We start from the raw sequence: 22075 nt of genomic DNA on the forward strand, positions 1-22075 counted from the left end.
TCCTAGGAGCCCACGATGAGCACGCAACGACGCGCCACACCCCGGCGGTCCGGTTCCGGCTACCGCTCATCCCTACCCTGGCGGATCATCACCCGCATCGCCGAGTTCGTCGACCGGCACAACGGCTGGAACAACCTGGCGGTCACCCCCGGCCTGCTGGTCCTGCTCGGGCTGCGCGTCAAACTCCGTCAGAAGAACCTCCACGACACCTCGCGGCTGCCCTCCGTCAACCTTCCCGACCCCGCGCCGCCCTCCCCGAGGCACCGGGTCAGCCGGACGGCCGACGGCAGCCACAACGACCTCGCCGAGCCGCGGATGGGCATGGCGGGGACCCGCTTCGGCCGGAACATCCCGCTGGACGAGATCCCCCCGGCCACCCCCGAGAGCGTGCTCTCGCGCCCGAACCCGCGCGAGGTCAGCCGCGCCCTGCTCACCCGCCACGAGCTGATCCCGGCCGAGTCCGTCAACTCCCTGGTCACCGCCTGGCTGCAGTTCATGGTCCGCGACTGGTTCAGTCACGGAAAGAGCCCCACGGACCGGCCCTGGGAAGTACCCCTCATGGACGACGACCCGTGGCCGGAACGCCCCATGCGGATCATGCGGACCCAGGAGGACCCGACCCGCGACCCCCGGTCGCCCGCCGGTACCCCCGACACCCGCGTCAACGTCTCCTCCCACTGGTGGGACGCGTCCCAGATCTACGGGACGAACGAGGCGGAGCAGCGCCAGGTACGCACGGGCCGGCTGGGCAAGCTGCACCTCTTCGACGACGCGACGCCGGTCCCCTCCGACCCCTCTCGCGATCCCTCGCGGGTTCCGGGATTCTGGCTGGGCCTGGTCATGATGCAGAACCTGTTCACCCAGGAGCACAACGCGATCTGCGACCACCTGCACGCCGCCTACCCGTCCTGGGACGACGAGGAGCTGTTCCAGCGGGCACGGCTCGTCAACGCCGCGCTCCTCGCCAAGATCCACACGGTCGAGTGGACGCCGGCGGTCATCAGCCACCCCACCACCGTCAAGGCCCTGCGGGCCAACTGGTGGGGCATCGCGGGTGAGCGAGTCCACGGCGCCTTCGGCCGGATCTCGCAGAGCGAGACCGTCAGCGGCATCCCGGGCAGCAGGACGGACCACTACGGCGTCCCGTACGCCCTGACCGAGGAGTTCGCGGCGGTCTACCGCATGCACCCGCTCGTCCGCGACGACTGGCACCTGCGCTCCCTCACCGACGACTCCACCCTGAGCGAGTGCACGTTCCGTGACATCGCCGGACCGGAGGCGCTCAACGTGCTGAAGACCAAGGGCATGGCCAATCTGCTCTACAGCTTCGGCACCCTCCACCCGGGACTGGTGACCCTGCACAACTTCCCCAGGTTCCTCCAGGACTTCGAGCGCCCCGACGGGCAACGCCAGGACCTCGCCGCCACGGACATCCTGCGCAACCGGGAGCTGGGTGTCCCCCGCTACAACGACTTCCGGCGCCTGCTGCGGCTGAAGCCGGCGGCACGCTTCGAGGACCTCACCGGCAACCCGGTGTGGGCCGAGGAGATCGAGCGGCTCTACGACGGCGACATCGAGAAGGTCGACCTGATGGTCGGGATGTACGCGGAGAAGCTGCCGACCGGATTCGCCTTCAGCGACACGGCCTTCCGCATCTTCATCCTGATGGCCTCGCGCCGCCTGAACAGCGACCGCTTCTTCACCGACTACTACACCCCCGAGGTGTACTCCAAGGCGGGCATGGCCTGGATCGACGACAACAGCATGATCTCCGTGCTGCTGCGCCACTATCCGGAGCTGCGCACGGTCCTGGCGGGGCTCAAGAACGCGTTCGTTCCCTGGCACACCGCCGACGGCAGCGCGCGTTCCTGACGCCACCCGCTCCGCCGCCCCTCGCGTTCAGGGGCGGCCGGATCGGGCCGCCCAGCGGCCGTCGTGGCGGCTGACGTCGATGGGGCGGCCGAAGCACGTGGTGAGCGACTCGCCGGTCAGGACGGATGCGGCCGGGCCCGCCGCATGGACGCGGCCCTCGCGCAGCAGCAGCGCGTGGCTGGTGCTCGGGGGCAGTTCCTCCAGGTGGTGGGTGACCGTCACGGTGGCCAGGTCCGGGCGAGCGGCGGCGAGCCGGTGCAGGGCGTCGATCAGGTCCTCGCGCGAGGGCAGGTCGAGCGCGTTGAACGGCTCGTCGAGGAGCAGCAGGGGCGGGTCGGCGATGAGCGCGCGGGCGATGAGGATCCGGGCCCGCTGGCCGCCGGAGCACACGCCGTACGGCCGGTCGGCCAGGTCCTTGCAGTCCAGCTCGGCGAGCAGGTCGTGGGCGCGCTCGCGGGTCTGCGTGTCGTACATGCGCCACAGCGGCTGGACGGTCCCGGTCGCGCCGGTCAGGACGATCGTGTGCGCGGTCTCGTTCCCGGGAGTGCGCTGCGCGCTGGAGACCAGGCCGATGCGCGTCCGCAGGGCGCGCAGGTCCACGCGCCCCAGCCGGTGGCCCAGGACCTCGACGGTGCCGTCCGTGGGGTGCATCAGCGCCCCGAGGAGGCGCAGCAGGGTCGTCTTGCCCGCGCCGTTCGCGCCGAGCAGCGCCCAGTGCTCCCCGGAGCGCACGGTCCACTCGATGCGGTCGAGGATCACGAGGCCGGTGGTGAACCGGCGCACGCTCGCGGCGTTGAGCGCGGCGACGGTCCGAGGCTGCGCGGGCGTGTCCATGGGCGCTCCTGCCTTTCAGTCAATGCGACAGTGGTGAGGCGTACCTCCGCTGCCGGCAGTACGCCGCCTGCCGTCGCCAACGATCGGAGTTCCCGTGTCGTTCCGCATACCCGGCCGCCGGACCACCCTTCGCGCCTCCCAGCCCGCCGCTGAGGGCGGGAGGCGCCGGTTGGGCGCCGAGTGGGAGAGCCACAGCCGTACGTTCATGTCCTGCCCCGCGCTGGGTCTCGTGCCGTGGGCGTCCAGGGGCGCAACCGCCATAGAGGAGCCTGCTGTTGTGGCAAACGCCACCGTGCGTACGGGATGTGACCGGAAGCTATCGTCACAGCCGTCCGAACCGGTGAGCCGTCTCACACCAGTGGAGGGTTTGTGCGTCCATTCCTCGGAAGGCTCGGCGGGGCCGCCGCAGCACTGTTGCTCGGCGTCGGCGTGCTCGTCGCCGCCCCGGCCACCGCGGCCACCTCGGCCGCCGACCCAGCCGCCATCCCTCCCGTGCCCGGCGAGCTCAAGGCGTACAACGTCGACGGCGTCTACAGCGCCGGTGTCTCGTCCGGCGGGTACATGGCGACCCAGTTGCATGTGGCCTATTCCGGTACGTTCGACGGCTCGGCCGCCTTCGCCTCCGGACCGCAGTACTGCGCGCAGAACGACCTGGGCAAGGCCCTGAACGCCTGCATGGACGTGTTCCAGGACCTCCAGCTCGCCACCCTGCAACAGACCACAGCCAACTGGTCGGCGCAGGGGAGCATCGACGACGTGGCCGGGCTGAGCGGCGATCCGGTCTACGTCTTCAGCGGTTCCAACGACTCGACCGTCGAACGCCCGGTGTCCACCGCGCTGAACGACTACTACCGGCACTTCGGCGCCAACGTCCTCTACAACAACGCCACCGCCGCCGGCCACGCCTGGATCAGCCCGCTCGGCCCGAACGCGTGCACCGTCACCGGCAACCCGTGGATCAACAACTGCGGCTTCGACGCCGAGCGCGAGTTCCTGGGGCATCTCCTCGGCCGGGTCAGCGCACCCGCGGCGGGTCCCGGTGGCAGCCTCATCCGGTTCGACCAGAACAAGTACGCGCCCGGCGGCGCCGCCAAGCCGATCTCGATGGACGAGAAGGGCTTCGTCTACGTCCCCACCAGCTGCGCGAACGGCGCGGCCTGCAAGGTGGTCGTCGCTCTCCACGGCTGCAAGCAGGGTTACTCGTACCAGGGCTTCGGCACCCAGTTCATCGACAGGGCCTACCTGAACGAGTACGCCGACACCAACAACCTGATCGTCCTGTACCCGCAGGCCATTGCGACGACGACGCTCGACAACCCCAACGGCTGCTGGAACTGGTGGGGTTACCTCGGCGACTCCGACTACGCGCGGCACGGCGGCAGGCAGATCGAGACCATCATGAGCATGGTCAAGGCCCTGGGCGGAGGCGGCTCGACCCCGCCGCCCACGGGAACCGTCACGCTGCCCAGCGTGGACGCCGAGGACGGCTACATCAAGGCCGCGGGTGACGGCTCCGGCCCGGCCGTCGGCACTTTGGAGGAGACCTACGGTCTGGCACTGGGACGGGGCGCCGACGGCAAGTTCAACCGGACCGTCCTGTCCTTCGACACCAGCACCATCCCCTCCGGAAGGGAGATCACCCGCGCCTGGGTGACCCTGACAAGGAGCGGCGGATCCGGCAGTCCGTGGGCCAGTCCCGCCGGCAACCGGCTCCTGGTCGACGTCCACACCGGCTGCCTCGGCGGCTGCGCGGTGGAGAGCTCCGACTGGGCCGCTGCCACGACGGCCCCGGCCGCCGCCGAATTCGGCCCCTTCACCTCCGGCAGCAAGGCCTCCAGCAACCTGTCAGCCGCGGGTCTGTCCGCGATGAACCGCTCGGGGCGGACCCAGATGCGTCTGCGGTTCGAACTCAACCAGACGGCTACGGCCTACCTGTTCGTCAACAAGGACACCCAGGCAGCCCTGACCGTGGAGTACCGGTAGCGGCCACACCCGCACGCGCTGCTCCGCGTAGGTCTGGCACAGGGCGAACTCACCGATATCCCAAGGGAGTTCGTCCTGTTGTCACGCATGCGCCCGTGCAGCACGTGTCCATGAACCGGCCTCCGTCCTCAGGGTTTCCGAACCCGTTCTGAAATTAACACCAGAACCGGCTCGATGTCGAGCGCAGGGGCCTGAGGTGCCGGGTTCGGCTAGTGCATGATGGGGCGATGTCTCCCAACGCAGCACCGCACGGCCGTGTCGGCCGACCCCCCGTGACGTCCCGTACGCAGATCCTGATCGCGGCCCGCCGGCTCATCGACCGGGACGGCTGGGACAAGCTGACGATCCGCCGGCTGGCCGGCGAGATCGGCATCGGGGCGACGACCCTGTACCACCACGTCCGGGACAAAGAGGACTTGCTGCTCCTGCTGATCCACGAGCACGCGGACCAGATCCCGCACCCCGATCTGCCGGCCGAGCCGCGCGAGCGCATCATCGCGGCCGCCACCGCGATCCACGACTCCCTCGCCGCATGGCCGTGGGCCGCCGAAGTCCTGACCACCGACGGCTTCATCATGCGACTGGGCGACTCGGCCCTGTGGTTAGTCGAGGTCATCCTCGCCGGGGCCATCGACCACGGTTGCACACCCGCCCAGTCCGTCTACGTCTTCCGCAGCATCTGGTACTACACCGTCGGCGAGATCCTCGTCCGCGCCCACTCCGAGCGCGCCTGGGCGAACGACGAGGTCCCCGTCTCCCGCGAGTTCAGCGACCTTCTCGCCACCCAGTTGCCGCACTTGGCCGCCCTGAACGACCAGTGGGCGAAGCTGGCCCCGCAGAACACCTACCCCCGCGCTCTCCAGGCCTTCGTCGACGGACTGCTCGCACAGGCCGCGGCGCCCGTCCCCCAGCGCCAGGCCCGCTGAGCGCACCGTGGCGTCCACCGGCATCGGGTAGGTGCCGCTAGGTGCCGCGGCCGTGAGACCCGCCCGGAGTGTCGACGATCCGGCACTCCGCGATCCCCCCTGTCGCCTTTCCCTCTCGGCGTCGGCAATGCATTGGCGTCGACCCGTGAAATCGCATGCCTGATTCCGCTAACGGACGGATTACAGGGAACAGATCAAGCCATCTTCCCCTCGGGGATGTTGTGAGAAACGCATCCCTGACAGTGTGCTTCGAACCTTGCAGGGGGCTGATCGGCTCCGGTACCGTGGCGGAGAAATTTTTTAGGGCCGAATGCCATTCGAATGTTCCGACGAGAAAGTCCGACTGAATGCGCAACAAGAACATCGCCCTGTTCGACGCCGCCGGGTGTCTGCTCGCCCCCCGGCGGATCGAATGCACGCCGCCGCTCAACAGCGAAGGGAATTTATCATGATTGTCCTGGGTTGCAATGGCTTCACCCTGGGTGCAGAGGTATTCGCGACGCAATTCGGTGCGGTCGGGACCGAGAAGCACTACATTCTCGGCCACGACTCCGGTGCGGCACTGCTGGTGGACGGCAAGCTGGTCGCCGCCGTCGAGGAAGAGCGGCTCAACCGCGAGAAGAAGACCTCGGACTTCCCCATCAATGCGGTCCAGTGGTGTCTGGAACACGCGGGCATCGAGTTCTCGGACATCGATGTCATCGCCATCCCGTGGAACTTCTCGAACGACGTCTTCGATGCCACGATGCACGACCTCGCGTCTGCTCCGCTGAAGCCCGCGGAGAAGGTGGACCGGCTGCGTCGCATCGGTGAACTCTTCGACAAGGCCGTCGGGCGCGAGGCGATGCTCGCCGACTTCGCCGCACGCACCGGGTTCACCCCCGACCCGGACAAGGTGGTGTTCGTTCAGCACCACCTCGCCCACGCCATGACCGGTTACTACATGGCGGGCCAGAAGGACACCGCATTCCTCATCAGTGACGGTCGCGCGGAACTGCTCTCCTCGCTGACCGGTGAAATCCGCGATGGCCGGATCAAGGTCTTCGAAGACTCGCTCATCAGCGCGAACGACTCGCTGGGCAACCTGTTCGCCGCCATCACGCGATTCCTCGGTTTCGTGCCCAACAATGACGAATACAAGGTCATGGGCCTCTCCGGGTTCGCCGAGGCCCCTTCGCCGAACCCGTTCCTCGAGAACATCGTGCGGCTGCACGAGGGCGGGCGGTACAGCCTCGTCATGCCGCACGACCCGGCGAACCCGCGCTGCTTCGACGACCTGTTCGTCAAGGGCTTCGGTCCGTACCAGGACACGGTCGAGTACAAGGCCAAGGTGGCCGCGGCGGCGCAGGATCTGCTCACGGCCGTCACGAGCCACCAGGTCCGCGCACTGGAGTCCAAGACGGACCTGAACCACCTGCTCTTCGAGGGTGGTCTGGCGCTGAACTGCGTCAACAACACCAAGCTGCTGGAGGGTTCGCGCTTCGAGGACATGGAGGTGAGCTTCGGCGCCAGCGACACCGGCGTGGTCATCGGCGCAGCCGTCTTCGCCTGGGCGAACCACCCGGACAACACCGCCGAGGTGAAGTACGCCGACACGGTCACCCCGTACCTCGGACCGGAGTACGACACCACGACCATCGAGAGCGCCCTCAACGAGTTCAGCGACCAGGTGCGTTGGACGCGTCTGACCCAGGACGAGGTCGTCGACCAGGTGGCGAAGCTGCTCACCGACAAGGTCGTCATCGGCTGGTTCCAGGGCCGGATGGAGCACGGGCCGCGGGCGCTGGGGCACCGCAGCATCCTGGCGAACCCGAAGTTCCCGGACATCAAGGACGTCATCAACACGCGGGTCAAGCACCGCGAGCCGTTCCGGCCGTTCGCGCCGATCGTGCTCGAGTCGGATGCGCCGAAGATCTTCGAGATGGGCCGCAAGCCCCGTTCCCCGTACATGACGTTCGTGTTCCCGGTACGGCCGGAATACCACGACATCATTCCGGGTGCGACCCACGTCGACGGCACCTCCAGGGTGCAGACGATCACCGATGAGGCCGCGCCGTTGCTGTCGCGGCTCCTGAGGGAGTTCACGGCACTGACCGACGTGCCGTGCCTGATCAACACGTCGTTCAACGTGGCCGGCGAGCCGATCGTGTGTGCCCCGGTCGACGCGGTGAAGTGCTTCCTGAGCACCGAGATCGACTACCTCGTCCTCGGCAACTACCTCGTCACGAAGACCGACCAGGCTGCATGACCTCTGTGGTTCCCCACCGGGACGCCGTCGCACGGCGTCCCGGTTCCGGGCTAGGAAAAGGGAGTCGTTCTATGCGTGCCGTACATGAGACGGCCGTGGACCTCACGACAGTCGTTCCGTATCTGGAGAAGCTGGCCTCGGAGTTGCGCAACTCCCGGGTGCCGCGCACCCCGGCGGAGCTCAGCGCCGCCTCCGACGCGCTCACCTGCGCGGCTCTGCTGCTGCGCACCCAACAAACGGCGCCGGACGGCACCACCACCGAACTCCTGCTCGAAGCCATGGCCGTGGCGCGCAGTACGGTGGAATCGACGAAGTACGCGTGCCGCGCACGCGTGGGATCGCGTGCCGGGGTCGACGGCGCCCGGGCCTGAGAAGAGCGGGCAGCACCCGACACGGCGCGGTGAGCGAACCGGCCGGGGCCCGTAGGCGCGCTCCCTGGTACCGGTCCCCCACCAGCCGCCCGCAGGCGCGTGCCGCGGGCCGCGGGCCGCGGGGGGTCCCCGCGATCACCGGCGAAGAAGGACCTCTCCCCGACGTACACTCGGCCCATGGATCACACACGTGCCGCAGGGGAGGGTCTGCCACAGGCCACCCGTGTGCCGTGTCCGGTTCTCACGGGCCCGGCGGGCGTTCGCCCGGTGACCGCGGCGGTCGGCGAGGCTCCCTCGGTCGGCCGCGGCGCGCTGCACGGCCACGGCTAGCGATCGCCTCCGGCGCCTCGCCGCCGCCGTGTCATCCCCGGGTCCTGCCCGGGGCCTCCCCGCGGCTTCGCCGGCGGGGGCTGAGCCGCCCTGCTGCTCGCGCCGGACGGACTCCTGCAACGGGCTCCTGCGACGGACGCGGCCGTCGTTCGGCCCGTTCGCCCCCGTTCGCCCTGCCCCACTTCTTCACCGCAGACTCCGGCGCACCGCCGGCGCTGCCGCCTGGCTTCGGCCGCACGACGGGCCCGAGCCACCTTCGAAGGGACCATCGTGAAGCTGAGCGGGTTGCTGACAGGCCACGACCATGACGTTCTCCAGGGCGACCCGGAGACGACCCGCATCACATCGGGCATCACGTTCGACCTCGACCGGGTGTCCCAGGGGTGTCTCTTCATCGCGGTGCCCGGCCACTACGGAGGCGGTCTCGAAGCCGTGGGCCCGGCCCTGGCGCGCGGCGCGGTGGCCGTACTCGTCGGCGCCGAGGCGCGGGACCTTCCGGCTCCGGTCGGGGCGGCGGCACCGGGTGCGTGCGTCGTAGAGGTGTCCGACACCCGCAAGGCGGCCGCCGTGGTCTCCTCCCGCTACTTCGGTGAGCCCGGACGCGCGATGGACGTCGTGGCGATCACCGGCACCAACGGGAAGACGTCCATCTCGTACATGGTCGAGTCGGTGCTGCGGATCTCCGAGGGCGCGAGCGTGGGGGTCATCGGGACGGCCGGCAGCCGGATCGGTGACGCACTGATCCCGATGCCGAGGTCGGCGCTGACCACCCCGGAGTCACCGGACCTCCAGTACCTCTTGGGGCGCATGCGTGACGCGGGAGCCGGCAGCGCCGTGCTGGAAGCCACCTCGATGGCCCTGCTGACGCACCGGGTGGACCGGACGTTCATCGACGTCGGGGTCTTCACCAATCTGACGCAGGACCACCTGGACGATCACGGCACGATGACGAACTACCGGGACGCCAAGCTGCGGCTGTTCGAGGGCCTGTGCCGGCACGCGGTGGTCAACGTGGACGACGCCGTCGGCGCGGGCATCCAGGCGATGATGCCGGGCGCGGTGACCACGTACGCCCTGGACTCCGCGGCGGACTACCGGGCCACCGACCTCAGGGCGGACGCGTCCGGCACCCGTTTCACCCTGCACCACGGCGGCCGCACCCATCAGGCGGCGATCACCGTTCCGGGCCGCTTCTCGGTGGCCAACGCGCTGGCGACGGTCGCGGCCTGCCACGTCCTGGGGCACGACCTGGAGGGGCTGGTCGCCGCACTCGCCCAGATGCCGCCCGTCCCGGGCCGGTTCGAACGGTTCCAGACCCCGGGCGGGACCTCGGTGATCGTGGACTACGCCCACTCGCCGGACTCCCTGGACAAGGTCCTGAGCGCCATCCGCGGCTTCGCCCGCGGCCGGGTCATCACCGTCTTCGGCTGCGGCGGGGACCGGGACACCACCAAGCGAGCCGACATGGGGAGGATCGCCGGGACCTACTCGGACCTGTGCGTCCTGACGTCGGACAACCCCCGCGACGAGGACCCGGAGGCGATCTTGGACCAGATCGTCCCCGGTCTCACGGCGACGGGGACCCCGTTCGAACGCTTCACCGACCGCCGCCAGGCCGTCGCCTTCGCTCTGTCGGCTGCGGGCCCGGACGACACGGTCCTGATCGCGGGCAAGGGCAGCGAGCCGCACCAGATCGTGGGCGGGGAGCTCCTTCCCTTCAGCGACATGGCGACGGTGCGGGAGCTGGCCGGTCCGTAACGGCGCCCGGGGGGGCCCTGGGAAACACTTCGTCCCGGACGCCCGCATATCTGTGACGGCGAAGTGAAATACCATGGCGACGCGCGGTGAGGGAATCTCACACAACAGTCCGAGTGAAATGATTCACCGCGCACCGCCGATCTCACTGTGCTACTGTCGATCTCAGTTGCAGTTGTGGTTCCCAAAAACTCCAAGTGCCTCCACCGGCTTTCGGGCCGACGGAAGCACTTTTGTATTTCCGGTCATTTCCGGACGGGTGATCATCACGGCGACACGGAGCTCGCAGAGTGCGGACTCCGGCGCACCCCGAAGGAGATTGACATGGCATCTGGCACCGTGAAGTGGTTCAACGCGGAAAAGGGCTTCGGCTTCATCGAGCAGGACGGTGGCGGCGCTGACGTCTTCGCCCACTACTCGAACATCGCCGCCCAGGGCTTCCGCGAGCTGCAGGAGGGCCAGAAGGTGAACTTCGACATCGCCCAGGGCCAGAAGGGCCCGACGGCCGAGAACATCGTTCCCGCCTAAAGCACCCCCGCAGCATGAGCTGGGCCCCGCACCCTTGGGTGCGGGGCCCAGCTGTTTTATGTGTCCCCGCCCGCCTCCGGACGAATACTCCGTACGCGCTTTCCGTTAAAACCGGACCAGGCGGGCTTTCTCGCGCTTCGCTTTCCCCTGGCTCGTTCGCCATTCCCCGCGCCCTTTCTCCTCCCGCAGGAATTCCTCGCATACGTGCCACATCGCGGGGGTGAGCTCACCCGGTGAGTTCATCCAGCACTCGTGCGCCGCGGTGGCCCCGTCGTACCGGCCCTCCGCGCGGTGGACTTCGCCCAGGCCCTCCAGTGCGTGCGCGGACACGGCGGAGGTGCGGCCGATGTTCGCGAGCAGCAGGGTGTAGGTCTCCTCGGCGGCCGCGTACCAGTCGGCGAGGTGGACCCGTGGCCCAGTTCCCGGAGGCAGTCCGGGGCCTGCTCCCAGCGGTCATCGAGGGCGGCACGTGATCATCACTCACCGAGCGAGGGCCCCAACTACCAGGTATTCGTCCCGTCGTTCACGCAAGCCAGTAGCCTGATGGAACGAGTCCGTGAGACGTGGGGGTGGTGAGTGCAGGCGCCTGCGACGGTCGTACAGCTCGCTCTGCTCGTCCTTCTGGTGCTGCCCGGGGTCACCTATCAGTTCGTCCGGGAACGCCGCCGTGGGCCGGTGCCCGGTGAGCGTGATCTGGGTGAGCGGGTGCTGCGGGCGATCGTCGCGTCGATCGCGCTGGACGCCCTGTACGCCGTGGTGGCGGGGCCGGCGCTGGTTCGCCTGGCTCGAGGCACCGGCGGCGACTGGGACGGCTTCGTGGAGCGGCCGCGAGTGGTCGGCTTCGTCGCCGTGGTGCTGTTCCTCGTCGTGCCGGCCGTGGCGGCGGTCACCGTTTCCCTGGTGGATCGGCAGCGGCGCAAGGCTCGGTTCCTGCGGACGCCCAGCGCCTGGGACCACGCGTTCCGTGACCGCGAACCGTGCTTCGTGCGCGTGCGGCTCAAGGACGGCAACTGGGCGGGTGGCTGGTACGGCGACCGGTCGTACGCCTCCTCGTACCCCCACCCGGCCGAGCTGTACCTCGAGTCGGCGCGCGTGATGGGTGCCGACGGGTCGTTCGGCGCGCGCGTGCACGGGACGGCGGGCCTGCGGCTGCGAGCGGAAGACTTCGACGTGCTGGAGTTCGTCGAAGCCGGAGAACCGGCGGCCGTGCCGGGAGAGGAGCGATGATGGCGCACGAACCCGAGCTCTCGCCCGAAGAGGTGGCGCTACTGCAGGAGGCCGCGGAACGCGGCTACACCCCGAAAGCCACCGTCGCCGAGCCGGACGAGGCACCCGGCGGCCCGGCCGGCACCTCGAACGGCAACGGGGACTGACACATGACTGGCGGGACCGCGCACGGACCAGCCGAGCGGTTCTCCGAGGCGTTTCGCGTAGCCCGGCACAGCGCGGACCCCGTGTCGGTCGAGAAGGCGATCGACCTCGGCCGTGCCGTGCTGGCCGCCGAGGACGTGGGCGAGCGTGGCGAGGTCCTCTCCCATCTCGGGGGCCTGCTGCAGATCCGCTACCACCAGACCGGCGACTTCGAGCTCCTGCAGGAAGCCGTCCGGAACGTCACGGAGGCTTACGTCCTGGCGTACGAAAGCCCGGAGGAATCGGCCCACTGCGCCAACAACCTCGGCATGCTGCTGCACACCGCGTTCCAGCAGAACCAGGACCGTGAAACCCTGGCCGACGCGCTGGACTGGAGCCGGACGGCCGTCGAGGAGGAACCGTCCACGGACAAGGCGTTCTACCTGGGCAACCTCGTTGTCGCGCTGCGGACGGCCTACACCGTGACGAAGGACCTCGGTCCCCTGGCGGAAGCCGTCGAGCACGCGCGGGCCGCCGTCGCGTGCTCCCCCGACGACGAAATCGCCGCGACGAGCCTGCACTTCCTCGCCGTCGTCCTGCGCGACTGGATCCGTGACACCGGTGAGACGGGTGTCACGGAGGAAGCCGTCGACGCCGCACGGCGAGCGGTGGAACTCACGCCGGCCGGGTCGTCGGACGTGCTCGACCGGTTGAAGAACCTCGCGTACCTGCTCGACGACCACTACCAGGCCCGCGGAGCGCGGGACGATCTGGCCGAACTGCTCCGGGTCCGGCAGACGCTGGTGACCCACACCCCGGTCACCGATCCGCGGCACTCGCAGAACCTCGTCGAGCTGACGACCACGGAACGAGACTGGGCCGCGCTCACCGGCGAGCTCCCGCGATGGACCGGCGGTTTGGAACGCGCCGACGCCGAAGCCGAAATGTGCGGCCGGTACGCCGCCAAGTTCCTGCGGACCCGGGACGCGGCCCTGCTCCAGCGGGCGATCGAGCTCGGGCGCTCCGTGGCGGCGGCGACCCCCGCCGGGCACCCCAACCGTGGTGTGCGGCTGGACCACTTCGCCACGGCGCTGGCCACCCGCGGTGAGGAGTTCGGGGACCACGCCGCGCTCGCGGAGGCCGTCGCCATCGAGCGGGAGGCGATCGCGTGCACGTCGGCGGGCCATCCCCGACGGGTCCAGTTCCTGGGCAACCTCGCCGTCAACCTGAACGCGCTGTTCCGCGCGACCGGAGAGCTGGCCCACGTCATGGACGCGATCGACGTCGCTCGCCGTACCGCCCACGCCACCGTCGGACAGGGTGAGCACCCGCGTTCGCTCGGGATCCTCGCCGTCGTGCTGCACAGCCGGTTCCTGGTGACCGGTGAGGCGCAGGTGCTGTCGGAGGCGGTCGACCACGCGCGGGAGTCGGTCCGCCTCGGCGCGAACCTGGTCGCCGGGCAGGCCGAGCGGCTCTCCAACCTCGGCACCATGCTGTCCGACTGGTTCACCATGACCGGCAAGGCGAGCGTGCTCGACGAGGCGATCGCCGCGCAGCGCGCGGCCGCGGACGTGACGGCGGACGACGACCCGAACCGAGCGGGGCGGCTGGCCAATCTCGGCGGTGTGCTGGGGATGGCGTATGAGGAGTTCGGCGACCGGGAGGCGTTGTGGGACGCGATCGCCGCGCGTCGCGCGTCCGTGGCAGCGACGCCGGAGGACAGCCCGCACTGGCCCCAGTACACCGTGAGCCTGGCCGGCGCGCTCGGCAACTGGTGCACGAACCCCGTCGCACCCGTCGGCGCGCGACGCGAGCCGCCGGATCCGCAGGTCATCGCCGAGGCGGTCGCCCTGGCCCGGAGTGCGGCGCGCAGGCCCGAGCAGGAGGCCTATTCCCGGGCGGGTTTCCTGACCGGCGTCGCCAACGTCCTCGCGCTCGCCTTCCGGCACCTCGGCGACGGCGACGCGCTGACGGAGGCGCTCGGCCACTACCGGGAGGCCGCGGCGTCTGCCGGATCGCCGGCGGAGAGCCGGGCGGAAGGGGCGGACCGGTGGGGTCGTCTGGCCGCCGAGGCCGGGCGGTTCGACGTGGCCGCCGAGGCCTACGCCGCCGCGGTCCGGCTGCTGCCCCGGCTGGCCGGACGCCGCCTGGGCCGCGAAGACGCCCAGTACTGGCTCGGCCGGTTCGCCGGGGTCGCCGCCGACGCGGCCGCGTGCGCGCTGGCCGTCGGCGACGAGGTGAGCGCGGTGACCCTGCTCGAATCCGGACGCTGCGTACTCGCCGCCCAGGCACTCGACAGCCGCGGCGACCTTTCCGACCTGCGCGCGCGGGCACCCGAGTGGGCGGAGCGCTTCGAGGCGCTCACCAGGGAGTTCGAAACCGACACCCCCAGAGACCGCGTGGCCCTCGCCGACGAGCTCGACGCGGTGATCGACCGGATCCGTACGTTGCCCGGGATGGAGCGGTTCCTGCGGCCCCCGCTGCTCACCGACCTCACCGCGCAGGCGCACGAGGGCCCGATCGTGTACGTCAACGTCAGCCGGCACCGGTGTGACGCGCTGATCATCACTCCGGACGGGGTCCGGTCACGGGCGCTCGACGGGCTGAGCGAAGAGGCCGTGAGTCACCGCGTACGCGCGCTGCACACCGCGTTCACCGAGGGGCGGCTGGTCGCCGAGCGGACGATCCACGACACACTCGAGTGGCTGTGGGACACCGTCGCGGGCCCCGTGCTCGGCGAACTGGGGCTGACGGCGGAACCGCCCGCGGACGGTCCGTGGCCAAGGATCTGGTGGGCCCCGGTCGGGCCGCTCAGCCTGCTCCCCCTGCACGCGGCGGGCCACCACCGCGACGGCGGACCTGTGCTCCTCGACCGCGTCGTCTCCTCGACGACGCCGACGATCCGCGCTCTGGGCCACGCCCGCGCGAGCCGCCGCCACGACCGGAACGAGCCGCGGCTGCTGGTGGTCGCGATGCCGCACACTCCGGACGCCCCGGACCTGCCCGGCGCACAGGCCGAAGCCGACCACCTGGCCGCTCTCCTACCCGGCGCCACGGTCCTGGTCGGCGCGGACGCGACGCGTGACGCCGTTCTCGACGCCTTGCCGGCCAGTGGCTGGGCGCACTTCGCCTGCCACGGGTACAGCGACCCGGACAACCCTTCGGACAGCCACCTCGCGCTGCACGACCACGACCGCGCGCCGTTTCGGGTGCTCGACCTTTCCCGGCTGCGCCTGCGGAACGCGGAGTTCGCGTTCCTGTCGGCCTGCGACACGGCCCGCACTACCGCGCGCCTGTCCGACGAGGCGATCCACCCGTTGGCGGCTTTTCAGATAGCCGGGTTCTCCCAGGTGGTCGGCACGCTCTGGCGCATCGACGATGTCGTGGCGCCAGCCTTCAGTCAGCAGATCTACGGCGAGTTGATCGCGGATCGATCCGGTGCGTTGTGCGCGTCGGCGGCGGTCCATCGCACGGTCAGGCAGCTCAGGACGAAGTATCCGAACCTGCCGTCGGTGTGGGCCGCACACGTCCACGCGGGCGCCTGATGACGCGCACTCCGTCGTATCGGAGGTTGATCCGCAGCCGACTCGGCCAGGTGCGTCGGTAGCTGTCATCGGCATTGAACGCTAAGGAGACGGCTCGCTACGGGCGCGTGGGCGAAGTGGGTGCCGATCACGGCTTCGTGGAGGTGTCCGGAGACGGCGCGGTCGCCTTCGACACCCGTGACCCCGTCGGATAGGCCCGGCTGGCCAAGAGTCCTGGCCCGCCAGGCTAGATTTCCCACCGTCACCAGCTCAGTGTGGTCATCGTCTCGGTCGCCGGATTACTGACCTTGACTGTCCCGTGGTCCTTGAACTCGCCCGTGTGCCAGTCGGCAAAGGCCTTGGCTACCTTCTCTGCCTTCGCCACATCGGGTGAGTCGGAGTCCCGGAGTTTAGGGTCGAGGTTGGTGATGACCCGGATGGACAGGGGTGGACCGGTCCCCTCGGTCATCACATGCATGGAGATGGCCAGAAGCTCCTTGGTTGCTTCGCCTTCTGCGAGATGCTTGCGGAAGGCTTCCGTAGCCGGGTCGCCGTTGCCTGGCCAGTTCGAAGTGGGGGAGGAAGCGGCGGGCGCGGCGTCTGGGGAGTCGTCGTTGCGGTTACTACAGGCCAGCGCGGTGCTGGCCACAAGCAGCACGGTTGCTGCACCGAGTCTGATGAGACGGCGGCGATTGCCAGAGTGGGGCTTCTGGCCGGCAGCGCGAGAGGAAGCAGGGCCGTTCCGGTCGCTGAGATTCATACGCTTCCGTTTCCTTGGCGGCTCTCCTGCACGAAAAGACGTCTTATCAGTTCGCCAGGGCCGGCGAGGCACGACAGGCGATCATGGAAACCCTGACGCTTCCATGTTCAGGCGGCTGATGCCACGGGCCCCGTCTGGTGTTCTGGGGAGCAGTCCCCAAGGCTATTCGTCGTCCTCGTCCTCGGGTTCGGATTCCCTTACGAACCAGAGGTCGAGGGTGTACTGCTCAGCCGTAGAGCACTGTTTCCACGCTGCTCCGATCTCGTCCGCGCCCCATTGCTCATCGACAGCGCGCTGAAGGCACGTGTCGTAGTAGGCGGCCGTGGCGTCTCGTCCACTCCATGCCGCGTGCCCGTCGTAGACACCGGGCCGGGGCAGGTCCATCATGCCCGCCGGCCCGAAGGTGAGCTGGTCGACGACGAGTTGGCCCGTCTCTGATTCCAGGGAGACAGGGACCGTGCCCTCAGCGTCTTCCGGGGGCTTCTGGGGGGTGTCCCAGACCCTAATGGTGACTTGTACTTCGATGTCGGGTTGAAGGCTGTGCAGGTAAAAGTGATACCCGTTTCCGGCGACTACCTGAGTCCTTGACTGCTGCAACGCCTCGTCGTCGCCGAGGTAGGCGTCAGGGTCGTAGACCTCCACGATCCTGCGGTCGGGTCGGGCGGTGGTGCTGTACTCGGTGATGAGAGACACGGGGGCTCCGTCACTGCTCAGGGAGTGATCTTCACGTAGAACGCGTCTCCGTCGAGACCGAAGAGCGCGTGACCCTGCTGGTCAACCCGGCCAACGGCAACGGCGCAGTCCAGACCGTATACGAGGCGCGGGGCTACCGTGTCGTCGGTCATCAGCAGCCGTTCCCCGATTCCCCGAAGCACGCCGCCGTGGTCAGGCCAGTCACCCGCCCTTAGCAGGCAAAACAGAAGGGCGGCACCCCTGAGGGGTGCTGCCCTTCTGCTCGTCCGTCTCAGTGCCCGTCTCAGTTGCCACGCAGGCGGCGACCGCACATGCGACGGCATCCTGCCGACGGGGCGGCTCCGGGGGCGCGGACTCCCTCTGGCGCCCCACGGTCATCGACGGTAATGGAGGTACGGAGTGGACGTTCAGGTGACGGCTACGACGATCGCCCAGCCAGGGTCGAGTGTCCCTTCGTCCAGGCCGGTGAAGTGCCCGTTGGTGTCGAGCCGGGCGGTTTGGATGCGGCCACTGCGAGAATTGAAGAACAGCAGTTCCCTTGCCATGATGCCTCCTCGATTGGCGCGAAGGGCCCCCGCGGCCCAGGGCAAGAGACTGCCGCGCGGACAACTGGAATCGCGAGTGCGGGCAGGTGCTATGGGTTGTCGTCACCACGGCCACCCGCTGTAAACGAGCCCACTCTCGGGCTCTCATGGCGGCATGCGGAGCGAGCACTCATGACCGGCGAAAAGACCTGCTTCCCGTGACTGGTTAACCGAGCACAGCCGACCGCGAGCCGGATCGGGCAGCTTCCCCCAGTCCGGCAGGGCCGCCTGGCGGGATTCGTCGCGGGCCTGCATCCAGTCGCCACCGGCGGCGGGTAGAGCGTCCCCGGCGGGTCGACTGCCCTCGTCGTCCTCGGTCGCCTCCTCAGCGACATCCAGGGAGTTGGAGCGCCCCGAGCAGGAATGGAGTCTCCATACGGGCGACCTGCTGAGGCTCGTTCGGATGCCATCCGTGAGCTACGCACCGAGAGCCCCGCGGGTCCTTCTCAGTTCGGCAGCCCGCTCAGCGCCTTGCTGGTAGAGGTGCGGGAGCTGCCGGTGGACGAAGGCGACGGCCTCGCTGTCGACCTCGCGGTGGAACGCCCGGACAGCGCGCTTGAACTCCTCAAGCGTGAGCAGCACCAGGCGGCCGCGGGGCCGCTGCTCAAAGGTCCTGAGTACGCGTTCCTGCTGCGCGGCGAGTCGGCGCCAGGCTTCGTCGAGTACGGCCGCGACACGCCGGGCGACTTGGTCCGGGTCGCCGGGCACCAGCGGCGGCCAGTCGTACGCCACGGCGGCTACCGAGTCCGGCGGGCCGGTATGAGCGGCGCGGCGATTAGGCCGTCTCTTTCGGATCTTGCCGGGCCCGCGTCGCCCGGCGCCGCACCTCGCCGGGTTGTCGGGGCGCCCGAGTACGTCCGGTACACAGCGCGCTCCTCCGCTTTGCGAGCCACGGCACCGGACGAAGCGGGCTCGGCCGACAAGATCCGAAAGAGACGACTGCCTTCCTGCGAGACGTTGATCCGATGCGGAGAGGCACCCGCGAAGGCTACGCCGACGAGAGGCCCCTGAGCCGGTGTGGCAGTCCGGGACTGGCTACCGCACCCTCAGGCATGCGTCACGGTCGAGGGTGGAGGCCCGGTCGGTTCCCCTGCCGGCCAGGAGACTGGAAACGGCCGAGCTCGAGTCGTGAGACGGTGCTCGGCTCGGCTATCGTCCGGGCAACGAGACTCTACCGGGGGGATGGGATGAGGGCGGAGACCGTTACAGCGATATGTGCCGTCGTGATCGCTGTCGCGTCGCTGGTCGTGTCGATCTACCAAACGCGCGCGATGCGCCAGCACAACCGGCACTCGGTACGCCCGGTACTGCAACTCCATAGGGGCTGGCCGGCAGGGGGAAGAGCGGGGATCCGGCTCATCAACTCCGGGCTTGGCCCTGCGGTCGTGGTCGACAGCCTGCTGACAGTCGATGGCGAAACGATCGGTGCATGGTGTGAATCCAGTGTTGACCGCGTCCGCGAGGGCCTGCCGGTGAGCCCGGCCGCTGTGACCTTCAACCGGGGAGAAGTACTCGCCACCGACTACGAGCAGTATTTGTTGAGCGTCGCAGGCTATGACCCGCACGGCCACGCAGACGTCGAGGACCTGATCAACCGACGCGTCACGCTCGTGATCCGCTATGAGTCTTTGTACGGCGGAGAGAACTACACAGCGGTTCTACACCCCGTCCGCTGAGGCCTGCTGCCGAGTTCACATCGGCCGAGTGCTGGGCCGTTTCTTAATGATCATCTGATCGTTGGTTGATGTGTGTCGTTGGCTGACGCGCAGTGGGCGCGGATCGAGCCGTTGCAGCCGGACCGGACGCCCAAGCGTGGTGGGCGGTGGCGTGATCACCGGCAGGTGGTCGACGCCCTCGTGTTCAAGTACCGCGCCGGTACGCCGTGATGGACCTGCCTGAGCGCTTCGGCTCCTGGAAGGGTGCCTACAGCCGGCTGCGGATCTGGGCGATCGACGGCACGTGGGAACGGGTCTCGCCACCCTGCTCGCCCAGGCCGACGCTGAAGAGGACCTCGAATGGGTCGTCGCGGTCGACTCCACCATCGTCCGTGCCCACCAGCACGCCGCCGGGGCCCGTCAAAAGGGGCCCCGGACGGCGAGCCGGACGACCATGCGCTGGGACGGTCCCGCGGCGGACTGACCACAAAGATCCCCTTCGCCGCCGACGGACGCTGCCGGCTCCTCGCGTTCATCGTCACGCCCGGCCAGGGGGGACGCCCCCGCTCTCCCCCAGGTCATGGCAGCGATCCAGGTTGAACGGGCCATAGGACACCCACCGCCCCGGCCCGCAGCCGTGCTGGCCGACAAGGCCTATTCGTCCCGCGCGATCCGCGAACGCCTCCGCAGGCGCAAGATCAAGGCCGTGATTCCGCAGGCCGCCGACCAGATCGCCAACCGCAAACGGCGGGGCCGGTGGCCGCCCTCCGACCTTCGACCGTTGGGCGTACAAGCAGCGGAACACCGTCGAAGTGCGGGTCCGGCCGATGTGGTGTTCAGCGGAGGATTCGGCCGAGATTGAGCCGACTTCGCGCCAACTGCGGGCGGTAGACGCCGGGACGGCCCGGTCGGCGCGGGGCGGGACGTGACCCGCCCTTCCTGATGTCGGGCTGCTGCGCCAAGGCAGGACGGGCTGCGCGGCCCCATTCCTGACGGAACGTCAACTGCGTTCTGTAGTCGTGCATTGACGCACAGGCAATGTGACATGGCAGTGAGCCCATGGCATGCTTCCGCATCGTTACCCGTGAGTACTACACCGGGTAACACCGGCTGACCCCCCTCTTACCATCGCCGGAGGACCACTGTGCGTGCCTTCACCAGGACTTTCCTGGCCCCTGTCACTCTGACCGCGCTAGCCCTCGCTGCCAGCGGATGCTCTTCCCCTTCCACCGCGGCCGGTTCCGCCGCCGCTGCCTCTTCCACCGCCCGCGCGTCCGCCCCCGACGGCTCCCAGCAGCTCGACGTCGCCGCGGCGCCCGCCGGTGCGGCCACCCCTGCGGCCGTGACGCGGCCGGGCGCGGGCGGCTCCACGGCGAGCAAGACCTCGCTGAAGGTCGCCTCGTTCGACAAGGGCACCGGACGGGCCGTCATATCCCAGGCTCATAAGAGCTCCCCGGGCCCCAGCACCGCTCCCGGCGCCAAGCCCTCCGCTTCTTCCTCCGCCTCCGCCTCCGCCCCTGGCTCTGCCCCTGCCCCCGCCCCCGTCAAGACGGGCGACATCATCGCCAGCGCCCCGGTACCCGGCGCCCCCGACGGCCTGCTCGCCGAGGTCACCAAGGTCGGCGCCCAGACCACTCAGGGCACCGAGGTCGAGACGAAGCCGTCCGACCTCGGCGCGCTCCTCGCCGACGACAAGGCCGAGGGACAGGTCCCGGTCGACCCGTCGACCGTAGCCGTCGAACCCCTGCTCCAGGGCGTGAAGGTCTCCTGGGCCAAGACCGGCGGCGCCAGCTTCGGGCCCAACGGCGCCAAGCTGCCCCTCGGCAGCCTGCGCCTCGACGTCGGCACGGCCATCGCCACCGCCGAGGGCGCTCCCGCCTCAGCCGCCGCCTCGGTCTCCGGATTCGTGCAGCTCGCGCCCGAGGTGGAGTTCGCGTACGACGGGAGCGCACACCGGCACCACCTCGGCATGTCCGGCGCCTGGCAGGCCCAGTGGCAGCTCAAGGGCCGGGCGGCCGGCGGAGTCAAGCACCGCATCCCGTTCGCCAAGCTGCACGCCGACCCCGTGATCCAGGTCGGCTATGTGCCCGTCGTCGTCAACCTCGACCTGACCTGCTACCTCCAGGTGGAGGCCGACGGCCGCATCACCCTGGACGTCGAGCAGAACGTCAGCGGTGACTTCCGGGTCGGCGCCGACTACGCGAAGGGCAAGGGCTGGACCCCGGCCAGCAGCTCGAACGTCAAGAGCTCACCGGTCAAGGCGTCGGTCACGGCCGCGGGCACCGCGAAGACCACCCTGGGCGCAGAGGCGTCCGTCGGCCTGTACGGCATGGTCGGACTCGCCGCCGACTTCGCCCCGTACCTGCGCGGCGAGGCCACCGCCACCGCGGCGGCGGCCACGGACGGCGCCGCGTCGGCCGTCGCGACCTGGGGCCTCTACGGCGGCTTCGACCTGAACGGCCATCTCCAGTTGCAGCTCTCCATCTTCGGAACTCCGCTGCTGGAGCACCGCATCCCGCTGGGCAGCCTCACGCGCGAGTGGCCGCTCACCAGCGGCGGCGCAGGCGCCTCGGCCTCCCCCAGCCGGCCCGCCGCCTGATCGCTCCGCCGGACCGGCACACCGATGCCGGTGCGACCGACCAGCCCCGGGTGGCCTTCGCCG

General features: G+C 69.5%; 17 protein-coding genes and 1 pseudogene. 13 read left to right on the plus strand and 5 right to left on the minus strand.

The genetic code is table 11. The features are described from left to right. Positions 1-15: 15 nt before the first annotated feature. The gene (locus AC07DU_RS25310; RefSeq protein ID WP_479113750.1) at positions 16-1872 is read left to right on the plus strand and encodes a peroxidase family protein; all 1857 of its coding nucleotides are present in this window, start codon (positions 16-18) and stop codon (positions 1870-1872) included. A gap of 27 nt (positions 1873-1899) precedes the next feature. Here AC07DU_RS25310 and AC07DU_RS25315 read toward each other — a convergent pair whose 3' ends face one another. Further along, positions 1900-2706, minus strand: coding sequence for an ABC transporter ATP-binding protein (locus tag AC07DU_RS25315; protein WP_360891748.1), 807 nt, complete (start codon positions 2704-2706; stop codon positions 1900-1902). Between the two features lie 369 nt (positions 2707-3075). Between AC07DU_RS25315 and AC07DU_RS25320 the strand changes: the two genes are divergently transcribed. From AC07DU_RS25320 to AC07DU_RS25360, 9 genes are all read left to right on the plus strand, one after another. Further along, on the plus strand, positions 3076-4689 hold the full coding sequence (locus AC07DU_RS25320; protein WP_479113752.1) for an extracellular catalytic domain type 2 short-chain-length polyhydroxyalkanoate depolymerase: 1614 nt from the start codon (positions 3076-3078) through the stop codon (positions 4687-4689). Positions 4690-4916: 227 nt separating this feature from the next. Then, positions 4917-5615 carry a TetR/AcrR family transcriptional regulator gene (locus tag AC07DU_RS25325; RefSeq protein ID WP_479029676.1) on the plus strand — a complete coding sequence of 233 codons (699 nt, stop codon included), beginning with the start codon at positions 4917-4919 and terminating at the stop codon, positions 5613-5615. Positions 5616-6063: 448 nt separating this feature from the next. Continuing rightward, positions 6064-7863: a carbamoyltransferase family protein gene (locus AC07DU_RS25330; protein ID WP_360891757.1), complete on the plus strand. Its 1800-nt coding sequence runs from the start codon at positions 6064-6066 to the stop codon at positions 7861-7863. A gap of 71 nt (positions 7864-7934) precedes the next feature. After that, positions 7935-8234: a hypothetical protein gene (locus AC07DU_RS25335; RefSeq protein WP_479029679.1), complete on the plus strand. Its 300-nt coding sequence runs from the start codon at positions 7935-7937 to the stop codon at positions 8232-8234. Positions 8235-8834: 600 nt separating this feature from the next. Then, positions 8835-10322 (plus strand): UDP-N-acetylmuramoyl-L-alanyl-D-glutamate--2,6-diaminopimelate ligase, encoded by a 1488-nt coding sequence (locus AC07DU_RS25340; RefSeq protein WP_479113754.1) that lies wholly within the window; start codon positions 8835-8837, stop codon positions 10320-10322. A 321-nt stretch (positions 10323-10643) separates the two neighbouring features. Next, entirely contained in the window at positions 10644-10847 is a 204-nt protein-coding gene (locus AC07DU_RS25345) for a cold-shock protein (RefSeq protein ID WP_014047008.1), read from the plus strand. Between the two features lie 576 nt (positions 10848-11423). Continuing rightward, the gene (locus AC07DU_RS25350; protein WP_479113756.1) at positions 11424-12074 is read left to right on the plus strand and encodes a DUF6338 family protein; all 651 of its coding nucleotides are present in this window, start codon (positions 11424-11426) and stop codon (positions 12072-12074) included. Further along, complete coding sequence (locus AC07DU_RS25355) at positions 12071-12220, plus strand: hypothetical protein (RefSeq protein ID WP_479029686.1); 150 nt, start codon at positions 12071-12073, stop codon at positions 12218-12220. Before AC07DU_RS25350 ends, AC07DU_RS25355 begins: the two co-directional genes overlap by 4 nt. 3 nt (positions 12221-12223) lie before the next feature. Beyond that, positions 12224-15742: a CHAT domain-containing protein gene (locus AC07DU_RS25360; RefSeq protein WP_479113758.1), complete on the plus strand. Its 3519-nt coding sequence runs from the start codon at positions 12224-12226 to the stop codon at positions 15740-15742. Positions 15743-15983: 241 nt separating this feature from the next. On the opposite strand, the gene AC07DU_RS25365 is transcribed toward AC07DU_RS25360, so the two are convergent. The 4 genes from AC07DU_RS25365 to AC07DU_RS25380 all read right to left on the minus strand — a co-directional run bounded on the left by AC07DU_RS25365 (position 15984) and on the right by AC07DU_RS25380 (position 18490). Next, a complete protein-coding gene (locus tag AC07DU_RS25365; protein ID WP_479113760.1) occupies positions 15984-16481 on the minus strand; it encodes a hypothetical protein in 498 nt (165 codons plus the stop codon). 162 nt (positions 16482-16643) lie between these two features. Then, entirely contained in the window at positions 16644-17174 is a 531-nt protein-coding gene (locus AC07DU_RS25370) for a hypothetical protein (RefSeq protein WP_479113762.1), read from the minus strand. A 407-nt stretch (positions 17175-17581) separates the two neighbouring features. Continuing rightward, the gene (locus AC07DU_RS25375; RefSeq protein WP_479113764.1) at positions 17582-17719 is read right to left on the minus strand and encodes a hypothetical protein; all 138 of its coding nucleotides are present in this window, start codon (positions 17717-17719) and stop codon (positions 17582-17584) included. Positions 17720-18175: 456 nt separating this feature from the next. Beyond that, positions 18176-18490 carry a hypothetical protein gene (locus AC07DU_RS25380; RefSeq protein ID WP_479113766.1) on the minus strand — a complete coding sequence of 105 codons (315 nt, stop codon included), beginning with the start codon at positions 18488-18490 and terminating at the stop codon, positions 18176-18178. Between the two features lie 491 nt (positions 18491-18981). Here AC07DU_RS25380 and AC07DU_RS25385 point away from each other — a divergent pair, with 491 nt between their 5' ends. The 3 genes and pseudogenes from AC07DU_RS25385 (at position 18982) to AC07DU_RS25395 (ending at position 22012) form a co-directional block, all read left to right on the plus strand. Beyond that, on the plus strand, positions 18982-19434 hold the full coding sequence (locus tag AC07DU_RS25385) for a hypothetical protein (protein ID WP_479029702.1): 453 nt from the start codon (positions 18982-18984) through the stop codon (positions 19432-19434). A 72-nt stretch (positions 19435-19506) separates the two neighbouring features. Continuing rightward, positions 19507-20225, plus strand: a pseudogene (locus AC07DU_RS25390) (IS5 family transposase); the annotation flags it as partial. 332 nt (positions 20226-20557) lie between these two features. Then, on the plus strand, positions 20558-22012 hold the full coding sequence (locus tag AC07DU_RS25395) for a hypothetical protein (protein ID WP_479113768.1): 1455 nt from the start codon (positions 20558-20560) through the stop codon (positions 22010-22012). Positions 22013-22075: the final 63 nt, after the last annotated feature.

The organism is Streptomyces sp. NPDC045695 (assembly GCF_056432025.1).